Source organism: Actinoplanes sp. NPDC049548 (genome assembly GCF_040676695.1).
GTDB lineage: Bacteria > Actinomycetota > Actinomycetes > Mycobacteriales > Micromonosporaceae > Actinoplanes.
In genome coordinates this window covers 88,783-109,085 of the sequence record NZ_JBFAPM010000002.1, presented here as the reverse complement: position 1 = coordinate 109,085, position 20,303 = coordinate 88,783, and the positions used below count along the sequence as shown (strand labels likewise).

Here is a 20,303-nt window from a genome sequence, read left to right as displayed (position 1 = left end):
CATACAAGCTGATACGGGGAGAAGCTTGAAATGCCGGATCCGCAAGCGGTGGTAACGGCGGTCGAAAGTCGACTGCGAGAAAGCCGACCGCTCATCCTTGCCAATTTCGAGGAGAAACTCCGTCGTATCGGGGGCAGCCTGGTGGCTCATCCCGAGTCTCTGCGGCAGTGCCTCGAACAGGCGGACAACATTCTCGCGGACGTCTGCGCGAGCCTGGGCCGGGAGAGGGCCAGCGCGGAGTCCGGCGTGCTGTTCAGCCGCGACCTCGGCGCCAGCCGTGCCGCCGCGAACATCCACCCCGGCGAGTCGCTGCGCGCGGCCGCCATCCTGCACGACGTCATCTTCGAGGTCGTGGAGGACGAGACCCGCGACGATCCGGCCCTGGGCCTGCGGGCGGCGCGCGCGCTGCACCACAGCCTGATGTTCCGGATCCGCGAGGCGTCCATCGGGTACGCCAGCCTGCTGCTCAACGAGATCCACGAGGCCCACCTGGCCGAGCGCCGCCGGATCGCGCTCGAGCTGCACGACCGGGTGGGCTGCGGCATCAGCGTGGCCAGCCGGAACCTGGAGCTGTACGAGATGCTCCGGGAGCGCGATCCGGTCCGCGCCGACGCCAAGGCGGAACAGGCGCAGAGTGCCCTGCGGGACACGCTGGAGAACGTCCGCCGGCTGACCGCCGACATGCGGGTCCAGGCGCAGCTCGAAGGCCTGGAGAAGTCGCTCCAGTCCTACCTGGACGTCATGTCGCCCGGGGACGTCGCCGTTCGCCTGGTGGTCAACGGTGACGAGGGCTGGGCCCCGGCGGAGGTGCTGGAGCAGCTCTTCCTGGTCGTGCGGGAGGCGCTGCGCAACGTCTTCGCGCACGCCGAGGCCCGCACCGTCGCGGTCCGGGTGGACGTCGCGCCGCACATGGCCTGCGCGGCCGTGGAGGACGACGGGACCGGTATCCCGGCGGACTGCCCGCAGAGCGCCGGCCTCGCCTCCATGCGGGAGCGGGTGCACCTGCTCGGCGGCACCCTGTCGATCTCCAGCGTCTCGGGCATCGGTACGTCCGTCGAGATCTCGGTACCGCTGAGCGGAGCCCGGGATGCCGCCGGAGACTGAGGCGTCGATCCGGGTCCTGGTGGTCGACGACCATGCTCTGCTGCGCGACGGCCTGCGCGAGCTGCTGGACGCCGAGGACGACATCGTGGTGGTGGGCGAGGCCGGTGACGGCGACCAGGCGGTCGCGGCCGCCCTGGCGCTGCGCCCGGACGTGATCGTGCTCGACATCGAGATGCCCGGCCCCGCGGTGACCGTGACCATCGATCGCCTGCGGCAGGCCCTTCCCCAGCTGCGCATCCTGATCCTGAGCATGCACGACGACCCCGCCATGGTGCAGCGCGTGCTGTCCCTGGGCGTCAACGGCTACCTGCTCAAGTCGGTCAAGCGCGAGGAGTTCGTCGGCGCCGTGCGTACGGCGCACCGGGACCCGGAACGGATCATCCTTTCCATCTCCCGGCAGAGCCTCCAACAGGTCAACAGCGTGCCGTCGGACGTGCTGTCACCCCGGGAACGGGAGATCATGGCGCTCGTCGCCGTGGCGATGAGCAACAGCCAGATCGCCAACCGGCTGTACATCACCGAGAACACCGTCAAGCGGCACCTGCGCAACATCTTCACCAAGCTCGGTGCGGCGTCCCGCATCGACGCCGTCAACAAAGCCAAGCTCGCGAACCAGTTGCCGACTCGTAAGAGCTGACAACCCGCTGAACCACGGGCATGAGTCGACTGTCCGCCGGGCGCTGAGCGAGCACTCTTTCACGTCGTGGAGCTCTGCTGTGTCCTCCTACTCGGAAATCACCCTTCCTCGCACCCTGCCGTCGTTGCGGTCCGCGACACTGACCTTGTGTCTCGCGGAGGCACGGCCGGCCGTTCTGGTCATCTTCCTCGTCCGGTTCCTCGCGGGCACCGCAATGGTCTCCGCCGCGATACCGGTCGGCGAGGTGGCCGCCGGCGCCTTCGCCTGGGTCTGCGCCACCTTCTTCGTCTACCTGCTCAACGGAGCCACCGACGTCGCCGAGGACCAGGCGAACGGCAGCCGGCGCCCCATCGCCAGCGGGCGGCTCAGCGTGGCCACCGCCACCCGGGTCGCCTGGACGGCGGCCGTCGTCGCGCTCGCCGTCAGTCTCTGCCTCAACCGGTACCTCGCGTTGCTCACCGTGCTGATGCTGGTGCTGGGATACGCGTACTCGGGGCGGCCCATCGCCCTGAAGCGGTGGAGTGCGGCCTCCTCGGCGGTCACCTTCGCCGGTGGTCTGCTCACCTACCTGGCCGGCTTCGAGATGAGCGAGGTGGCGCTGGGCGCCCCGGTGGTGGTCCTGGCGGTGATCATGTCCGCCTGGATGGGACTCGTGGGCATCGTTGTCAAGGACCTCTCCGACGTGACCGGTGACCGGGCGGTCGGCCGTCGCACCATCGCGGTGCGCCGCGGCATGCCGTTCGCGCGGCGGGTCGTGGCAGCGAACGCGTTGCTCGTCGGCGGGTCGTTCATCGTGCTCGCGGCCACCGTGGCGCCGTCACTGTGGTGCCCCGCGGTCATCCTCGGCGCCGGTGCGGCCGGTGTCGCGGTCTCCGTCCTGACCGGACACTCCCGCGGAGCGCAACGGTCCCGGCTGCGGCGCCCGTACCGGGTCTTCATGGTGACGCAGTACGCCGCACACGCCGGGCTCTTCGCGGCCGTGCTGCTGGGCTGATCCCGGCGGTGGGTGCGGGACGCGGATCCTCGTCCGGGTCCCGTACCCACCGCCGGTGCCGTCAGTCCAGGTCGTCGCGCAGCACCTGACGGTGCTGGACCTGCCAGCCGTCACCCGAGCGGACCAGGACGTCCTCGCAGGTGGTGCTCAACCGCACGGCGGCCTGGCCACCCCGCGGCGTCTCGATGATCAGCGCGTACGACCGGGCACGCAGCCGGTCGCCCTCCGGCGTCACCGTCAGCATGCCGAGCCAGTGCCGGCGGCGAAGGCCCCGGCGTTCCAGGTCGGCCGTGGCGGCCGCGGCCGCGGCGGCGATGGCGGCGCGGCCCACCGTCGGCTCCGGATGCGCGTTGGCGGCGAAGACCCCGTCCTCGGTGAACGTCTCCGCCCACTCGGCCGCCCTGCCGGCGTCGAGATCCTGCATCTGCCGCGCGTAGAAGTGCTGCACCTGCTCGTACACGGAACTGTCCACACCGGCGGGCGATTCGGCGGTCTGGGTCATCGTCCGGGCTCCCCTCTCATCGGATACGTCCCGCCGACCGTGACAGCCGGTCATCGGGAACGCCTCGAAAGGCACTGGGAACCCCTTCCGTCGCCTGCATCCGCTCTTGAACCGGGCTCGAGAGCCGGCTGTGAGCGTGGGAGGACCCCGCGTCGTGTGGGTTACGTCGGAGCATGTGCCCGGCGGCTCAGCCATCGGGAGGACAACGAATGACTCAGCAGGAGGCCAGGACCGTTCTGGTGACGGGCGGCACCAGCGGGATCGGGCTGGCCGTGGCCCGCAACCTCGCCGGCGCCGGCCACCGCGTCTTCATCTGCGCGCGGGACGCCGAACGGCTGGCGCTGACGGTGAAGGAGCTCCGGGCCGAGGGCCTCGAGGTGGACGGGGCAGCGGCCGACGTGCGCTCCCCGGACGACATCGCCGCCGTGGTGCGCGCGGCGGTCGAGCGCTACGGCCCCGTGGAGGTCCTGGTCAACAACGCCGGCCGCAGCGGCGGCGGCGTCACCGCCCAGATCACCGACGAGCTCTGGCTCGACGTCCTGGAGACCAACCTGACCAGCGTCTTCCGGGTCAGCCGGGAGGTGCTCACCACCGGCGGCATGCTCGAGCGGGGGCGCGGCCGGATCATCAACATCGCCTCGACCGGAGGCAAGCAGGGCGTGGTCCTCGGGGCGCCGTACTCGGCCTCGAAGCACGGCGTCGTCGGCTTCACCAAGGCGCTCGGCCTGGAGCTGGCCAAGACTGGAGTGACGGTGAACGCCGTGTGCCCCGGTTACGTGGAGACGGCGATGGCGCAGCGGGTCCGGTCCGGCTACGCCGCCGTCTGGCAGACCAGCGAGGACGAGGTGCTGAGCAAGTTCGAGGCGAAGATCCCGCTGGGCCGCTACAGCACCCCCGAGGAGGTCGCCGCGCTGGTCGGTTTCCTCGTCACGGACGGGGCCGCACCGATCACCGCGCAGGCGATCAACGTCTGCGGCGGCCTCGGCAACTACTGATCCACCGCAACGGAGGAGAACACCGTGTCGTCAACTCTCACGGCGGCCACCCAGCCGGTCGCCGTCCAGCACGAGATCACCATCGCCGCCCCGCCGGCCGCCGTCTACGAGATCATCCGGGACGTCGCGGCCTGGCCGCTGCACTTCGCCCCGACGGTGCACGCCGAGCGGGTCTTCGGCGACGACCGCGCCGAGCGCATCCGCATCTGGGCCACCGCCAACGGCGAGATCAAGACGTGGACGTCGTGGCGCACCCTCGACCCCGAGGCGTTCAGGATCACCTTCCGGCAGGAGGTGTCGCAGCCGCCCGTGGCGTCCATGGGCGGGGCGTGGCAGCTGAGCGAGCTGCCCGGCGGCGGCACCCTCGTCACGCTCACCCACGACTTCCGGGCCGTCGGCGACGACCCCGGGGGCATCGAGTGGATCACCGCCGCGGTGGACCGCAACAGCACCCAGGAGCTCGCCGGGCTCAAGGCGACCGTCGAGAACGCCGGGCCCGAGGCGTTCACCTTCGAGGACTCGCTGTACATCGACGGCGGGGTCGCCGACGTGTACGACTTCCTCTACCAGGCCGCCCGGTGGCCGGACCGGCTCCCGCACGTGGCGCGGATGCGGGTCACCGAGAACACGCCGAACCTGCAGCTGATGGAGATGGACACCAGCACGCGCGACGGATCGGTCCACACCACCACCTCGGTGCGGGTGTGCTTCCCGCCGGACCGGATCGTCTACAAGCAGATCGCCACGCCGGCGCTGATGACCCTGCACACCGGGGAGTGGGTGCTCACCCCGACCGGTGCCGGCGTGACGGCCACGTCGCGGCACACCGTACGGATCAAGGCGGAGGCCGTCGAGGCCGTGCTCGGGCAAGGCGCCACCGTGGACGACGCTCGCGCCTACATCCGCAAGGCGCTGGGCACGAACAGCTCGGCCACGCTGTCGCACGCCAAGGAGTATGCCGAAGGTCTCGGCTGAACCACCGGAAAACACAGCGGCCGCGGGGTTTCGAACCCCGCGGCCGCACGTGTATCAGGTGCCCGCTACACCGGCAGGCGCAGGGCGCTGATGAGCGTCCGGGCCTCCACGTTCACGTAGTGGCTGTGACGCAACAGGTGGTCCAGCTGGAAGAGCGTCATCCACCGGTAGTCCTGGTGCACGTCGACGGGCAGGTGCTCGTCCACCTCGACCACCAGGTAGCGGTTGCGCGCCCGGTAGAACCGGCCGCCCTCCTCGGACAGCTCGGTGTCGAAGCGGATCTGCTCGGGCCGGGCGTCGCGGACGAGGTCGAAGAACGGCGGCAGCTCGCCGTCGGGGCGCTCGGCGTAGTTCTCCGGCGTGTACTGCACGGTCGGAGCGAGTTCCACCACGTCCATGAAGCCCGGCTCGACCTTCGCGTGCACCAGGGCGTGCAGGACACCACCGATGCGGCGGACGAGGAACGCCACGGTGCCCGTGCCGTGCGGCTCGATCAGCGGCTGGCTCCAGCTCGCCACCTCGCGGCCGCTGGCCTCCACGTCGACCGCCATCACGCTGAAGAACCGGTTCTCGTCGTGCGAGATGGCGTACCGCGACCGGGTCCAGCCCCGCACCTCGCGCAGCGGGATCCGGCGCACGGACACCTCGTGCCGGCTGCGGTTCTCGGTGATCCAGCTGAGGATCTCCGTGGTGGTCCACACGCTGCCGCTGTCGCCGCACAACGAGCGCACCACCGAGGCGTGCCACCCGTCGTCCGGATAGAGGAACTCCTCGCGGAGGCCGGCGCCGCCGATCGGCAGGCAGCACAGGACCGTCCGCGAGTCCATGTTGACGATGTGGTCCTCGTCCAGCAAGCGGCGCAGCTGACCGAGCGTGAGCCAGCAGAAGTTCTCCCGCGCCTCCACCTCGTCGCCGACCTCGACGATCATGTTCCGGTTGCGCTTGCGGTAGAACCACGCCCCCTGCTCGGACTGCAGCACGTCCGCGACGATGCTGCCGGGCGCCGGGTTACGGAAGTGCTCGAGGTACGGCACGTCCTGGCCGCCGTGCACCCCGGTGTAGTTGCTCTTGGTGGCCTGGATCGTCGGCGAGAGCTGCACGCCGTTGCAGTTGCCCGGCTCCACCTTCGCCTGCATGAGGCAGTGCAGGACGCCACCGATGTTGCGGACCAGGATGCCGAGGATCCCGATCTCGGGCTGGTTGATGATGGGCTGGGTCCACTCCCTGATCGGTCCGGCGTCGGAGCGGACGTGGACGCCCTCGACGGCGAAGAAGCGCCCGCTGACGTGCCGCAGGTCGCCCGTCTGCTCGTCGAAGTGCCAGCCGCGGATGTCGTCCAGCGCCGCCCGGGTCACGCGCTGGCGCAGGTCGGACTGGCGGTCGTCGTACCAGCGGTGGAACTTCTCCAGGCTGGTGACCGGGCTGTCCGGGGTCAGCGCCGAACGGGCGATCCGCTGGGTGATGCCGTCGGTCGCCTGCGTCGGCCGCAGGGTCTCTTGTCGGGTCATGTCGCGCTCTCCTGATGTGGTCGGTGCACCGCGGTCATCGCGGGCGGCCGGTGCCCGTGGCGGACCAGCAGCTCGTCGAGGAGCGCCCCGAGGTCGGCGCCCGCGAGGTCGGGCCCGGCGGCGGCCAGGTAGCCGTCCGGGCGGACGAGGAGCCAGCCCTCAGGGGCCAGCCCCAGATCGGCCCGGAGCTTCCCGTCCGGGTCGGGCAGGACGGCCGGAGCGGTGCCCTGGGTCGCCACCCGCAGGACGCGGAGCGCTCCGCCATGGGAGTCCGGCTCCGGAAGCACCCCGTCGGCGACGTCGGTCCCGGTCAGCAGGATCCACTCCGGCCGCCGCAGCTCGGCGGCGAACGCCCGCCATCCCGGTGCGTCGTACGACCCGGCCGTCACGACACTGACCCGCGCGCCGGGCACCGGGCCGCGGCGCCGCACCCTGGACGGCCGGCTCAGCGGGCTGTCGGCATAGCTCAGCGCCAGCCCGGACATCGCACCCATGATGCTGCGCTCGATCCGGCGCTTGAGGGGCCCGACCGTCCGCAGCACCGCCGTGCCCACCGGCAGGGCCGCCGCCATCATCGTGTTCTTCAACGCCACCAGCGCGGTGGCCCGTTTCGTGGACCCGATCAGGCGCCGGCCGATCGGCACCCGTTCCGCCTCGTAGCTGTCCAACAGGTCCGCACCGGCGGTGCCCTGCACCACCATGGCGAGCTTCCACGCCAGGTTGTACGCGTCCTGGATCCCGGTGTTGAGGCCCTGTCCCGAGGCCGGGCTGTGCACATGAGCCGCATCGCCCGCCACCAGGCACCGGCCGACCCGCATCCGCGGCACCATCCGCTGCTGGATCGTGAACACCGACACCCAGCTGGGCCGGGCGACCGGGGTACGCCGTCCCAGCGCCCGGCCGAGCTTGCGCTCGAAGCGGGCGGCGACGGCGTCCGGATCGGCGTCGCCCCGGGCGTCGGCCGTGTCCAGCAGCCGCCACTTGCCGGCCTCGGGGAACGGCACCAGCATCACGGTGCCCGAGCCGGTGTGCAGCCAGTGGATGCTGTCCTGCGGGAGGTCCGTGTCGACGTACGCGTCCGCGATGAGCCAGGTCTCGGTGGAGTCGCCGAGCAACGGCAGCTCCAGGGTCTTCCGTACGGTGCTGTGGCCGCCGTCGCAACCGACCAGCCAGCCGGCGGCGCACTCCTCGACGCGGCCGTCCGCATGCCGCAATGTCGCCGTCACACCCCCGTCGTCCTGCTCGAACGCCGCCAGCGTGACGCCCCACTCGACGGTGACGCCGAGGCGCGCGGCCGCGTCGCGCAGCACCTCCTCCGTGATCACCTGGTCCACCATGAGCGTGAACGGGAACCGCGTCGGCAGCCGCGAGTAGTCGGTGTCGAACCGCACCAGCCGGCGACCGCCCTGGTGCAGCGTGAAGTGCTCGACCCGGCGCCCACGCGGCATCAGCTCCGCCAGCACGTCCATCTGGTCGTAGATCTCGAGGGTGCGGGCGTGGGTGGCAAGCGCCCGGCTCGTCGTCGCGGGCCCCGCCGCCCGATCCACCAGCCGCACGCGCACGCCGTGCCGGGCGAGGTTGTACGCGGCGGTCAGGCCGGCCGGCCCCGCTCCCACCACCAGCACCTCGGGCGAAATGGATTCCGTCGCCATACCTTCTCCCGATCTGTCGATGACTCGAGTCTGGATACCGGGCGGCGAACGAGGCCGGATCGAGACGCGGCTCGGGCGCCCGCTCCACCGGGCCTCGATGCGCCCGTGCGACGGTCCGGTGGTGCGCGTACTTTTCGCGGTCTCCGAATGGACGACCCACTACCTGGCGATGGTGCCGCTGGGCTGGGCCCTGCACGCCGCCGGTCACGACGTGCGGGTGCTCTGCGCCCCGTCGCAGGTGGACCCGGTCCGCCGGGCGGGGCTGGTGCCCGTACCGGTCCTGGACGGGATGCCGGTGGTCGTCCGGAACCGGCTCAGCTACGTGGAGCAGGCGCGCGCGGGGCGGTGGCCGTACCCGTGGCTGCCCGTCCATCCGCTGACCGGCGCGCACATGCGGACGCTGGACGACTTCGACGCCGGCGCGTACCGCCGGGACGTCGAACCGGACTTCGCGGCCCGGGCCTTTCGGGGCGCGGAACGGGCCGTCGCGGTCGCCCGCTCCTGGCGGCCGGACCTGATCCTGCACGACCCGATGAGCCTCGACGGGCTGCTCCTGCCGCGGCTCCTCGGCATCCCGGGCGTGCTCTCCCTCTGGGGTGCCGTCGGCACCCACGAGGCGGACCCCGACGCGTGGATCGTGCCGCCCGACGACGGCGGCCTGTTCGCCCGGTACGGGATCGCCGGGCGCCCGCGCGACCTGGTCGAGCGGGTCATCGACCCGTGCCCGGACGCGGTGCGGCCCCCGCTGACCGCGTCCCGGCTGCCGATGCGCTACCTGCCCTACAACGGTCCGGGACCGATGCAGCCGTGGATGCTCGAACCGGCCGGGCGTCCCCGGGTCTGCGTGGTGTGGTCGACCGCCCTGACCACGATGTCGGGTCCCCGGTCGAACCTGCTCGGCGACGTGGTCGCCGGCCTCACCGGCCTCGACGTCGACGTGTACCTGGCCGCGACCCACCGTGACATCGCCGCGCTGGGCGAGCTGCCGCCGCGGGTCCGGGTCCTGCCCCGCGTCCCGCTGCACCTGCTCCTGCCCCAGTGCTCGGTGGTGGTCCACCACGGCGGCGCCGGCAGCACGATGACCACACTGGACTCGGGCCGGCCGCACCTCGTGCTGAGCTGCGCGGCCGAGCAGGCGGCCGCGGGGCGCCGGCTGGCCTCGGCGGGCGTCGCGCGGCATCTGTCGGCCGAGGCGGTCAGCCCCGGAACGGTACGGGAGGCGGTCACGGCCCTGCTGGGGCAACCGGCGTACCGGGAGGTCGCCGCCCGGCTGCGCACGCAGCTGCACGCCCGTCCGACGCCGGCCGCGGTGGTCGACCGCCTGACGGAGCTCACGCTTGTTCGATGACGCGCTTCATCTCGTACACGCCGTAGGCCGTGCGTTCGCGGATGAGGCCGGCCGGGGCGTCGGGCAGGATGTCGGTGACCCAGACGAGACGGCTCTGCCCGTCGGCCTCGTCGAACACCTGGAACGTCGCGTGGTGGTGCTCGAGCGGGGGCCGGGCGCCCTCGATGACGGCGTACGCCAGCCGGCGCGCGTCGTCGTCCACGTCGACGATGAGCTCACGGACGACGTGGCCGTCCGGCATGGTCAACGTCCGGACGCGCCCGTCGATGCTCACGTCCAGGACACGTCCCGGGAGCAGGCGCCGGTGCACCGCACCGACGTCCCGCAGCACGTCCCACACCTCGTGCGGGGGCCGGGCGACCACGATCTCGTGCCGGATGGAAGCGATGTCGATCTCCTAGCCAGCGGGGATATGGTGCACCTGTGAAGGTGCCGTACCAGAAAGAGCGCTGTGATGCCGGTGCGGGCTTCCTCGCCCGGGCCGACGTCGAGCTGATCCCGTCCACGGGCGACCCCGAGTATCTCATCGGGTCCGGAACGTGCCCTCGGTGCAGCGACAAGGTGGACATCCACGAACGCATCCACGTGCTGGACTTCTACGGCAGCGGCAGCTACGCCTACCGCCAGTACTGCACCTGCGAGGAGAGCCATCGTGGACGCCCGGCCGAGGGGAAGGGGTGCGGGGCGTGGTGGCCGGTCGAGGTGACGTGGAGCCGGCCCGATGGTCGTTGAGCCCGACGACCCGACGGTCATCGACCGGCTGACCGCCGACTTCACCGCGGACATCACCCGGCTGCGCGACTCGGCGGAGCGCTGGCGCAACGGCATCGCGATGATCACCGGCATTCTCAGCGCCGTCCTCGTCTTCAAGGGCCCGGACCCGGTCGCCGGTCTCGCGACGCCGTTGCGGGTGCTCCTGTTCGCGGTGGTGGTCCTCGCCATCGCGGCCGGCATGACCGGCTGCTTCTTCGCCATCCGCGCCGCGGCGGGGCTGCCGGTCGTCCAGCAGCGACGGACGACGATCGACGCGCTGGCCACCGATCAGCGGGCGCGGCGCGAGGCCACGGTCCGGCATCTCCACCGTGCCATCGGGCTGAGCGCGGTCATGATCGCTCTGCTGGTGGTGTCGGTCGGGCTGGCGTGGTTCCTTCCGCGCCCGCCCGCGAAGGCCCCGATGGCCCGCATGGAGCTGGTGGACGGGCGGGTCCTCTGCGGGCCGCTGGTGCGCCTCGACGCCGACGAGGTGGCGATCACCGTGTTCGGGGAGGCCGTGGTCGTGAAGCGGGCGCAGGTGAACGCCCTCAGCGAGTCGCAGAGCTGCTCCTGAACAGCCGGCCGTCGGCCGTCGACAGGAAGAGCACGGGTAGGCCGCCGTTCCATACGTAGCCGTGGACCATGCGGCGGCGCGCGTCGTGGACGGCCAGCTCGATGTCGCCGGTCTCGTGCAGGCGTTCCAGCAGGGTCGCGGCGAACTCGTCCGCCGTGTCGGTCTGCACCTTGCCGTTCATGGCGACCACCGCCGGCAGGCCGCCGCGGGCCAGGTGCAGCGCGGTGCTGGCGCCGGCCGCGTCCGGTGCGTTCGAGTTGCAGGCGGTGAGCAGCGCCAGCGCGGTATTGCGGCTGAACAGGACGTCGCCGAGGAGCACCAGGTCGCATTCGTCCGTGCCGCACGAGAGGGTTCCGGGCGTGCCCTCGCCGAGGAAGTGGAAGACGCTCTCCCGCCCCTGGTGCCGCCGGAACTGCTCCCAGCCGTACGACACCTGGTCGGCGTCGACGCCGGTCGGCATCGTGGCGCCGGGGCGGCCCAGCACGAGATGCTGGGCGATCGGCTGCAGCTCCCCGGGCTCGGTCACGTGCGCGTCGAGCCGCCGCACCACCGAGGCGACGTCGGCCAACGCCTTGTTCGGCCCGACGGCCGCCATCTCCCACGGCACCCGGTGCACCGCGGCGTCCCCGACGATGACGACGCGGGTGACCGGACCGGCGGGGTCCTGGCGGGTGAAGAGCGGGTCGTCGAGCCGGACGTCCATCCCGAACAGTGCCTCCCGCAGCAGCGCACCCAGCTTCGCCAGCTCGTCGCCGCTCTGCATCGCCGGGACGTCCTGCACGAACCGGGAGAACAGGTCCCAGGCGTGCGGGGCCAGGACCGTCTCGTAGGTGACCTCACGGCCGTCGGCGTACCCGGCGGTCACCTCGAGGGGGAAGGGAGCGGCGCGCCAGTCCGCGTTCCCGGTGGCCCGCAGCCGCAGCTCGATCTGGCTGTGCACCGCCGTGGTCTGCGGCATCGGGGCCCGGCCCGCCCACTCCAGCAAGGCGTTGCGCACCTGGCGCGGCGAGGCCGGGCTCCGCAGCAGGTCCTCGAGCAGCTCCAGCAGGCGGCGGTACCGGCCGTCCGGATCGTCCACCACGTTCAGCCGCGGCAGGTTCAGGTACCGGGGGTCCGCGATGCCGTCGGCCCCGGTCTGGCACGGCGGGTCGCCCGTCTGCGTCTCCGGCGCCGACGGAGAGTACGACAGCAGCTGCGCCAGCATCACCGCGAGCGCGAACCCGTCGTCCTGGCCGTTCGCCGTACCCTCGGGTTCGCGGCGGACGTGGCCCTTCTCCCACTTGGCCGGCCAGCGGCCCAGCGCCTGGGCGACGGCGGACTCGCCCCACCCGGTGACCCACACCCGGCCGCCGACGTCGACCAGCCGGGCCAGGCTCAGCCAGCCGTGCGCCAGCCCGGCCTCGCGGTCCACCGAGACCAGGGTGCTCGCGGCATCGATGATCCACTCCACCGCCTGGTCGATCTCGACGGGCTCGGCACGGACCCGGTACGACAGCGAGGTGTCCCGCTGCGGCCGCAGCAGCACGACGTGCTGGTCGTAGAACCCCTCGAACTGGGCGCGTTGCGGCTGCGGCAGCCCGCGGAAGGCCGCGGACAACAGCGACGTCACCTCGGGCGCGTGCTCCGCCGGCACCGGGACGGCGTCGTACGTCTGCGCACCGCGCCGCAGGACCTGCTTCTCGCGATCCTGCTTGAGCAGCTCGAAGCCCTTCTCGCGGAGTTGGGCGCCCAGTCCCGTGCCGCCGGTCAGCGCGGAGACGCTCGTGGCGCGCGTACGCTTCACCGCCCAGTCGGCGATGATCGGGTTGAGCCAGCCCAGCAGGTCCCCGTCGCGCACGAGCAGCCCCGCCTCCGACAGCTGGCGGAGGTGGTCGCGGGCCTCCTGCCGCCGGGCGCTGTCGAGCCCGGCGAAGACGTGGGCCTCGGGGAACAGCCGGTCGGTGGGCAGCTCCCTGCCCAGCAGCTCCAGGGTCGGGCCCATCGAGCGCCGGTAGTCCTGGCCGCGGATGGTGCGAGGCAGCAGCTCCCGCTCGACCAGCTCCGAGTCGTTGCGGTAGCGGGTCACCGCGGCCGTGACGGCGGGACCGTCGAGCGCACCCGGTTCCCCGCCGGCGTGCGTCACCAGGGTCTTGCCGAGGTGCTGGATGTGCAGCGGGAAGCCACGCGTCACCTCGTACGCCAGCTGGTGCGCCTCCGCGGTGAGGGTCAGCCCGGTGGGCATGCCGCGGTCGAGCACGGTCCTGGTCGCCGCGGCGTCGAGGCAGTCGAGCGTCACGTCGAGGGTTTCCAGCTGCACGCCGCCGAGCATCTGGTCGAGGCGCAGCGGGGCATAGCGGGACAGCAGCACCGCGCCGAAGGCGTGGCCCTCCTCGTCGCGCGCCTGCCGCAGCTCGCTGACCAGCTCACGCCCGTCCGGAAGCCGCGCCAGGTGGTCGAACTCGTCGAGCAGCAGCAGCCAAGCCGTGCCCTGCGGAAGGCTCCGGTCGACCCAGCGGACGAAGTCGCGGCCCGTCTCCCCGTCGCCGGGGACCCCGACGTCCGGCAGGGCAAGCTGCGGGCACATGGTCCGGATCGCCTGGTGGCGGTCGACCACCAGCGCCGCGAGCGCGCGGAACAGCGGCTGCTTGTGCCGCTCGACCGCGTCGGCCAGCGACTGGGAGTTGATCCACAGCGGAACGACGCCGGGGATCAGCAGCTCGCCGGCGTCCTCGCGGGGAGCCAGGGCCTTGGCCAGGGAGCTCTTGCCCATGCCGGACGGCCCGTGGATGTGGTGGATCTCCCAGCCGCCGCGGTCGGGGAGCTTGGCGAAACCGCTCTTGAGGAGGTCGAAGTGCCGCTGGCGCCCGGCGAACAGCGCCGGGTCCGCGGCGCCGCTGGGGCGGAACGAGGTCACCGAGACCGCCCGGCGTGGCCGGTTGATCTCCTTCCACGGCTCGTAGAGCGCCCGGCTGAGGTCCCTGAGCACCGCCTGCAGCCGCGGGTCCACCGAGGTGCACAGCCGGAGGATCTGGGCGCGCCGCTGCCGGGCCTCGGCGAACTCGGCGTGGCTCAGTGCCCGCCCCTGGCGCAGGATCGCGCCCGCGTCGGCCAGCTGTGACCGCCACAGGCTCGTGAGGTCGTCGGCGGTGCTGCTGTGGGCCGAGGGCGGGATCACCGCGCGCAGTCCCGCGAAGACGGCCTCGAGCTCCGGCGCGGTGCCGTCGACGAGCACGTCCACCGGCATCGCCGCGACGGCCTTGACCGCGGCCTCGAACTCCCGCACCGCGGTCCGGGGCACCAGGGCTTTCGAGCCCTCGCGCAGGGCGTCGAACTCGGCGCGTTCCTCGGCGGAGAGCCGCTGTGAGCCGGCTTTGGCGTCGAGCAGGATCCGCCGGAAGGGCGGGTACTTGCCCTCGGCGGTCTCCCGCAGCGCCGCCGTGACCTCCGGGCCGTACTCCTTCTCGTACCGGCAGAGGTATTGGGCCGCCTGGCGCAGCATGCCGTCCTCGAGGGCACGGGTCACGAGGAACTCGTAGGTGTCGCGGCGCTCGGCCCGCCGGTCGGGGCTCAGCCGCTGCAAACGCTGGTGCAGGGCGACGTTCCACTGTGCGGGCCGGTGCAGGAAGCCGTCGGCAAGCCGGTCGAGGTGTTCCCGCGTGAGCGACCGCGGGAGGGTGACGAGGTCGAACGGGACGTCGTTGCGCACCACGCACTCGACGAGCTCGTCGGGGCCGGGCCACGTCCGGCAGTGGGTGAGGACGGCGTCGACGGTCTGCTGGTCGGCGTCCTCGGCGGCGAGCATGACGGCCAGGCCGCCGGTGATCCGCAACTGCCCCGGTACGTGTCGCAGCGCCTCCTCGGCCAGGGCCCGCACCGCATCGGCCCGCTTACCCAGCCGCAGCGCGAGGGCGGCGACGGCGAAGGTCCGCACCTCGCTCGCCTCCATGCGCTGGGCGGTGATGAGGCACTCGAGGCTGCGTTCGGGGGCGTCCTCCGCCGCCGCCACCGCGCACAGCAGGTCGTGGCGCAGCGCCCGCTCACCGCCGGCGTCCGCCACCGAGCGCGCCTCGGCGCAGCGGCGCTGCCCGGCCAGCAGCCCGACGAGGTCACTCATGATTCCCTCGTGCGTGGGCTGCTGTTCCCACGCCTTCGTCAGCTCCGCCGCCGCACCCGCGGCGTCGTCCTCGGCGAGGAGGGCGGCGGCCCGGTTGACCGCCGCCTCGGCCTCGGCCTCCAGCTCGCCGTCCCACGACCGTTCGATGCGTGCCGGCACGAGCAGGTAGTAGCGGTCCAGCAGGGTGTCGGCCGCCTCCCGGACGCCGGCCATCTCGGGATACTCCGGGATCCGCTCGACCGTCGGCGCCGGCTCCTTGCGCCGGCTGGTGAACAGGATGTGGCGGAACCGGTCCTGCAGCCCGCGCAACCCGGTGACGGCAGGTTGTGCCGTCCGCTGCCCTTGCGGCCGGCCAGGCGTCGACTCGGCCGCGGCCAGGGCACGGCTGTACTCCGCGGGCAACGGTCTTCCGGTGGCGCGGAACAACTGAGCCACCGCGCGGGCGTCCGAGGCCAGGTACGGGCGGTCCATCCATTCCGCGTGCTTGGCGAACAGCGCGGCGGCGGTGTCGTTGTGGCCGAGGGCGGCGTACGCACACGCGATGTTCCACTGCACGCCCACCCAGGGCAGCGCGGAGACGGGCACGTCCCTCGGACTGGCCACCAGCCGCAGCGCGTCGGCTGCCCGCCCGGCGACGATGAGGTAGTGCAGCGTGGTCGCGAGGGCCTCGATGCGCCTGCCTTCGCGTACCGCGGCCAGCCACAGGTCGGCGGCGGCCGGGTCGCCCGCGTCGATCGCCTCCCGCGCTTTCTGCACGTGCTTCGTGAGGCTGATGTTGGCCTCGCCGTACGGCTGGCTGGCAGGCTGCGGATCGAACACGGGCGTCCGCGCGGCGACGTCGGCACCGGGTCGCGGGAAGATCTGCTCGGCGAGCAGCCGCTCGGCCTCCTGGGGATCGCCGGCGCTGACGACCTGCAGCAGCAGTCGTTGCACCCGTAGCAGGTCGCGTTTGTAGTGCGTCGCCGTGGCGGCGCGCAGCAGCGTGGCGGCGTCCGCCGCACACTTCGCCTCCAGGAACAGCGTCGCGCAGCGGTCGACGACCTGGATGGAGTCGCGGGCGAGGAGCTCGGCGAACTCGGTGCGGACCCGGGGCGCGAGGGCGGCGATCTGCGGGCGCGTCAACCGGGTGAAGAAGCGGCCGGCGATCCCGGGCACCGCCGCACCGAGCCGCAGCGCCACCTCCGCGGCGGCGGCGAGCCCGTTCTCCTCGCGCTGGGTGTCGACGATGGTCCGCGCGATGTCCTCGCTGATGTTCGCGGCGCCGAGCCGGTCCACCCACGCCAGCACCTCCGCGGCCGGCGATCCGGTGAGGATAGGTAGCTGGGCCGGGGCCGGTGCGGGGGCCAGCGCCCGGCGTACGCTGCGCAGCGCACTCTCGTCCGCGCCCAGCAGCTCGGCCTTGTCGAAGACCGATCGCGCGCGGGCGTGGTCCCCGGCGGCGATGAGAACCTGGCAGTATGCGAGGTAGTCGAAGGCCCGTGCGAGACCGGCGGCCTCCGCCAGCATGAGCAGCTGCTCGGCGGGACCGGTCTGGACCTGGGCCCGGAACACCCGGAACAGGAAGTACCGGGTCGGCGCGTCCGGGCACCGGCTGCGGTCGGGCCAGGCGACCGCGACGGCGGCCTCCGCGCCCTGGGTCTCGAAGAGCCGCTTGGCCTCGCTCACCGGCGTCGAGGCGGGACGCCGCGCCGTGGGCTGCCGGCCCGCGTCGGCGGGGGGCGGCGGCTGGGCCGGGGTGCCCCGGAGGTCGGCGAGCAGCTTGCGGGCGTCCTCGGCGCGCTGCGGCGGGGCGTTCCAGTCGGACCAGGTGATCTCGGCGGCCCGCAGGATCCGCCGGGTCCTGTCCCGCTCGGCCTCGGGCAGCTCGCCGCTGTCGGCCTCCAGGGCCGCGAGGTCCTCGCGGAACGCGGTCCAGTCCATGACGCGGTGGTAGCCGGCCAGGCATTCGGAACCGAACTGCAGGTCGTACTCGTCGAGGGCGGCGCGGGCGAGTGCGAGCAGGTCCTGGGCCTGGGTCGGCAGCGAGCTCGCGGCCGCCTCCAGGTCGCTGATCCGCTGTTCGAACTCCGCCAGGATCGTGAGCGCCTGGTCGATGAGCGCGCCCCGGGCGCCCAGGGCGTGCAGCTCGCGGGCGGCCGCGATCCGCACCTGCTCGTCGTCGAGGGTCTCCAGCAGTGAGAGGGCGAGACCGTCGAGCTCCTCCTGGCGGTCCTCCGCGGACACCGGCTCGGCGAGGATCTGGAAGGCGTCCGCCAGTGACGGCCGGTGCTCCGCCAGTTCGGACAGCAGTGCGGCGATGTCGGCAAGCCCGTCGGGCGGCGGGACCGCCCACGGTGCGTGCGGCGCGATGGTCGCCGCCTGTGCGGCGACCGCCTGCAGGGCCGCCGGCATGTGGTGGACGCGCTTGCCCGAGGAGTCGATGTTGTTCTGCCGGGCGTAGCTGCGGACCTGGGCCTCGAAGTCGAGGCCGTCCAGCCCGGTCGCGGCCGGCTCGCCGGCCGTCAGCGCGGCGTCCAGGTCGGCCAGGGCCCGGTCCAGCAGGGTCGACGCCAGCGCCCGGTCGATCTCCTTGGCGCGCTGCACCCGCCGGTCGAGCTCCGCGCGCTGCAGGGTCACCCAGTCGTGGGCGGTCGTCCACCAGGCGAGCGGGCGGCGTTCCTCCAGCCGGCGGCGCAGCGCCGCGATGGTGTGCTGGGGAAGATCCGAGTCGCGCCACAGCTGGCTGTTCAACTCGCGGCCCCGCCACAGCAGCGACCACAGGTCGAGGGCCTGTCCCAGGTCGAAGAGGCTGACCAGCAGCGTCTGCGCGCTGAACTCCGAGAGTTTCGCCAGCAGGGCCGGCGGCACCGGATCGGTTGGAACGGCTCCGGTGTCCAAGGTGGCCGCGGCAGCCAGCGAGGCGAGCCGGAGCGCCGGCCCGGCGGCGGCCTCGAACTGGCCCGGGGTGAACGACGAGAGCTCGGTGCCGCGGAACAGGAGCTGGGCGGCCGCGGCGACCGCGTCGGTGCTCCATCGACGGTGCCGCTCGCCGCCGTTCATGCCGGCTTCTCACCGTCCTCGCGTGAGTTCGTCAGTGCCGTCTCCACTATGCGCTCCCGTCGCGGGGGACCGCACCGTGCCTTCGACAGTCTCCGACACCCGAAAGGACCATCCACCATGTCACCCGGACGAGTACGGCTCGTGCCCCACCTCCATCGGCCATCGGTGGTCCGGGGAGACGGACACGATGGTGGCGCAGACGTCCGCGACCGTGCTGAGGAAGACGCGTTCGACGCCGGTGTGGTAGTGACCCGCGGCGTCGTGGATGACACCTATCGCGCCCACCGGCACCTGCCGCACCATCAGCGGCAAGGCGGCGAAGGCGCGTCCCCAGAGGCCACCTGCCGTGGGGTAGGAGGACCGGATCTCCGGCGGCGACGACAGCCAGACCGGCTTCTCCTGCACGATCGCGTCGGTCAGGGGATATCGGGATCCGACGTGGAGGGCGCCGACCTCGTGCATCGGGCCGCCGGTTCCGGCGAGCAGCCGCACGTCGAGGATGTCGCGGCGTCGCAAGGTGCCGAGGACCGCGCTGTCGGCGCCGGTCGCCGCGACCGCTTGGATCAGCGCCAGCTCCAGGACCTCCGGGTCGCGAGGCGATGCCGTCGCCGCCTGGAGCAGCAGGTGCAGCCGGGACAGCAGGCGGGCGGCGCCGAAGTCGTCGTCCGGCGTCATCTCCGCGCCCACGCCAGGAGGTGCGGGACGCCCTGCACCTCGATCGGCTTTCCCGGTGTCACGACGCGACCGTACCGGGATGCGCAGATCGTCCGCATCGGAAGGAATTCCGATACGGCGTCCGGCTACCGCTCGACGTCCGGCGCCGCCGTGAGGCTCAGCTCCGGTGGCACGTACAGGCCCTGCCGGGACGCCCTGATCGCGGCCATGGTGCGCGAGGCGGCGTCGAACTTGGTCATGATGTGCTCCATGTGCGTGACGACGGTCCGCAGGCTCAGCGACAACCCGTCGGCGATCCGGGCGTTGCTCCACCCCTCGATGAGCAGACCGAGCACCTCCAGCTCGCGCCGGGTCAGCCCGCGCAGATCCGGCGGGGGACACAGCAGCACCGCGGTGGACAGGTACCACGGCGGCTGGGACGGGCATCTCAGGGCGCGCACGAGCAGCCACGACGGCTCGGTGTCACCGTCGGCGGGGCATAGGAAGCTGGTCTGCACCGAGTCGCCGGTCAACCGCGAGTGGGCCGCCGCCAGCAGCGCGGAGCCGGGCGCGAGCAGCCGATGGCCGGGTAGCCCGGGCAACGGCACGGCGCCGCCGGCCCGGGTGAGCACCACCCCCGCTGCAGCGCCGGCGACGAGGTCGGCGACCGCGCTGACGCTGCGCATGGGATCGACCGCCGAGGCGACGAAGGGTGCCATCTGCGCCAGCACGGCACACGCGGCGTCGCTGGCCGGACGGGGGTCCGCACTGCTGGTGTTGAGGACGCCGAGGTAGCGGCCGTCGGCGCTGAACAACGAGATGGCCAGGCCCTCCCGGAACCCCGCTGGGTAGAGATACTGCGACCAGGTCGGCAGCGTCTCCACCGGCACCGGCAGGTCGCCGGCCCGCACGGGCCCGCTCGGCCCGTGCATGCCCGCGAGCTCGACGTCGCGGGTGAACTGCTCCCCGTCCAGGCCCCGGCTGGCCGGCTCCGGGTAGCCCTGCCGCAGCACCGGCACCTGCAAGCGGCGCTCCGGATCGAACAGGGTGAGGAAGACGGCGTCGAAGGGTGTGATCTGCCGCAGCGGCTCCACCAGCGCTTCGGCGCGGTCGGTCACCGAGCCCGCCATCGACGCGATCCCGGCGACGGCACCGAGGGCCTGCCGGGCCCGTGCGGGCGAGACCATAGTGAACCTCCGCTCCACGGTTTCGTTCCGCGTTGTTCGTTCCTACCAGGCGAAGGCCTGCCAGGGCGTCGTCAATGTGGGTGGTGCCGTGGACGACCTGTACCCCCGAAGCCGCGAGATCATCCCGTGAGTCACGGACGCGAGCTGATCTCAGCCGCAAAACAGATGACTTAATTTAACTTTATGAATAGTTGTCTGAGCTGCGCAAACGGCGATTGAACCAGGATGGGGGCGGTTGACAGCGCACCTAGGCCGGAGTTAATTGTTCGCTACCTTGCCTATTCCCCC

15 protein-coding genes are annotated in these 20,303 nt (G+C 72.4%); 8 read left to right on the top strand and 7 right to left on the bottom strand.

Annotated elements, in window-relative coordinates; genetic code table 11:
* Positions 1 to 141: 141 nt before the first annotated feature.
* The 3 genes from AB0J80_RS04620 (at position 142) to AB0J80_RS04610 (ending at position 2,735) form a co-directional block, all read left to right on the top strand.
* Positions 142 to 1,104, top strand: a complete 963-nt coding sequence (locus tag AB0J80_RS04620) for a histidine kinase (RefSeq protein ID WP_364700372.1) — start codon at positions 142 to 144, stop codon at positions 1,102 to 1,104.
* On the top strand, positions 1,088 to 1,741 hold the full coding sequence (locus AB0J80_RS04615) for a response regulator transcription factor (protein ID WP_364700370.1): 654 nt from the start codon (positions 1,088 to 1,090) through the stop codon (positions 1,739 to 1,741). The genes AB0J80_RS04620 and AB0J80_RS04615 overlap by 17 nt, the downstream gene beginning before the upstream one ends.
* 79 nt (positions 1,742 to 1,820) lie before the next feature.
* Positions 1,821 to 2,735, top strand: a complete 915-nt coding sequence (locus tag AB0J80_RS04610) for a UbiA family prenyltransferase (protein ID WP_364700368.1) — start codon at positions 1,821 to 1,823, stop codon at positions 2,733 to 2,735.
* A gap of 61 nt (positions 2,736 to 2,796) precedes the next feature.
* Here AB0J80_RS04610 and AB0J80_RS04605 read toward each other — a convergent pair whose 3' ends face one another.
* Positions 2,797 to 3,237: a nuclear transport factor 2 family protein gene (locus AB0J80_RS04605; protein WP_364700366.1), complete on the bottom strand. Its 441-nt coding sequence runs from the start codon at positions 3,235 to 3,237 to the stop codon at positions 2,797 to 2,799.
* Positions 3,238 to 3,446: 209 nt separating this feature from the next.
* On the opposite strand from AB0J80_RS04605, the gene fabG reads away from it, so the two are divergent.
* Complete coding sequence (gene fabG / locus AB0J80_RS04600; RefSeq protein ID WP_364700364.1) at positions 3,447 to 4,232, top strand: 3-oxoacyl-ACP reductase FabG; 786 nt, start codon at positions 3,447 to 3,449, stop codon at positions 4,230 to 4,232.
* A gap of 24 nt (positions 4,233 to 4,256) precedes the next feature.
* Complete coding sequence (locus AB0J80_RS04595; RefSeq protein ID WP_364700362.1) at positions 4,257 to 5,207, top strand: aromatase/cyclase; 951 nt, start codon at positions 4,257 to 4,259, stop codon at positions 5,205 to 5,207.
* Between the two features lie 65 nt (positions 5,208 to 5,272).
* On the opposite strand, the gene AB0J80_RS04590 is transcribed toward AB0J80_RS04595, so the two are convergent.
* Both AB0J80_RS04590 and AB0J80_RS04585 read right to left on the bottom strand, forming a co-directional pair.
* Positions 5,273 to 6,715, bottom strand: coding sequence for an NDP-hexose 2,3-dehydratase family protein (locus AB0J80_RS04590; RefSeq protein ID WP_364700360.1), 1,443 nt, complete (start codon positions 6,713 to 6,715; stop codon positions 5,273 to 5,275).
* Positions 6,712 to 8,367, bottom strand: a complete 1,656-nt coding sequence (locus AB0J80_RS04585) for an FAD-dependent oxidoreductase (RefSeq protein WP_364700358.1) — start codon at positions 8,365 to 8,367, stop codon at positions 6,712 to 6,714. The genes AB0J80_RS04590 and AB0J80_RS04585 overlap by 4 nt, the downstream gene beginning before the upstream one ends.
* 121 nt (positions 8,368 to 8,488) lie before the next feature.
* On the opposite strand from AB0J80_RS04585, the gene AB0J80_RS04580 reads away from it, so the two are divergent.
* On the top strand, positions 8,489 to 9,715 hold the full coding sequence (locus AB0J80_RS04580) for a nucleotide disphospho-sugar-binding domain-containing protein (protein ID WP_364700356.1): 1,227 nt from the start codon (positions 8,489 to 8,491) through the stop codon (positions 9,713 to 9,715).
* Here the strand turns inward: AB0J80_RS04580 and AB0J80_RS04575 are convergent.
* Positions 9,699 to 10,094, bottom strand: coding sequence for an SRPBCC family protein (locus tag AB0J80_RS04575; RefSeq protein ID WP_364701296.1), 396 nt, complete (start codon positions 10,092 to 10,094; stop codon positions 9,699 to 9,701). The two genes, AB0J80_RS04580 and AB0J80_RS04575, sit on opposite strands and share 17 nt — an antisense overlap.
* A 44-nt stretch (positions 10,095 to 10,138) precedes the next feature.
* Here AB0J80_RS04575 and AB0J80_RS04570 point away from each other — a divergent pair, with 44 nt between their 5' ends.
* Positions 10,139 to 10,447, top strand: a complete 309-nt coding sequence (locus AB0J80_RS04570; protein ID WP_364700355.1) for a hypothetical protein — start codon at positions 10,139 to 10,141, stop codon at positions 10,445 to 10,447.
* A complete protein-coding gene (locus AB0J80_RS04565; RefSeq protein ID WP_364700353.1) occupies positions 10,437 to 11,042 on the top strand; it encodes a hypothetical protein in 606 nt (201 codons plus the stop codon). The genes AB0J80_RS04570 and AB0J80_RS04565 overlap by 11 nt, the downstream gene beginning before the upstream one ends.
* Here the strand turns inward: AB0J80_RS04565 and AB0J80_RS04560 are convergent.
* The 3 genes from AB0J80_RS04560 to AB0J80_RS04550 all read right to left on the bottom strand — a co-directional run bounded on the left by AB0J80_RS04560 (position 11,017) and on the right by AB0J80_RS04550 (position 20,015).
* Positions 11,017 to 18,174: a CHAT domain-containing protein gene (locus AB0J80_RS04560; RefSeq protein WP_364700351.1), complete on the bottom strand. Its 7,158-nt coding sequence runs from the start codon at positions 18,172 to 18,174 to the stop codon at positions 11,017 to 11,019. The two genes, AB0J80_RS04565 and AB0J80_RS04560, sit on opposite strands and share 26 nt — an antisense overlap.
* Positions 18,175 to 18,294: 120 nt before the next feature.
* Positions 18,295 to 18,861 carry a GAF domain-containing protein gene (locus AB0J80_RS04555; protein ID WP_364700349.1) on the bottom strand — a complete coding sequence of 189 codons (567 nt, stop codon included), beginning with the start codon at positions 18,859 to 18,861 and terminating at the stop codon, positions 18,295 to 18,297.
* A gap of 113 nt (positions 18,862 to 18,974) precedes the next feature.
* Positions 18,975 to 20,015 carry a LuxR C-terminal-related transcriptional regulator gene (locus AB0J80_RS04550; RefSeq protein ID WP_364700347.1) on the bottom strand — a complete coding sequence of 347 codons (1,041 nt, stop codon included), beginning with the start codon at positions 20,013 to 20,015 and terminating at the stop codon, positions 18,975 to 18,977.
* Positions 20,016 to 20,303 lie beyond the last annotated feature (288 nt).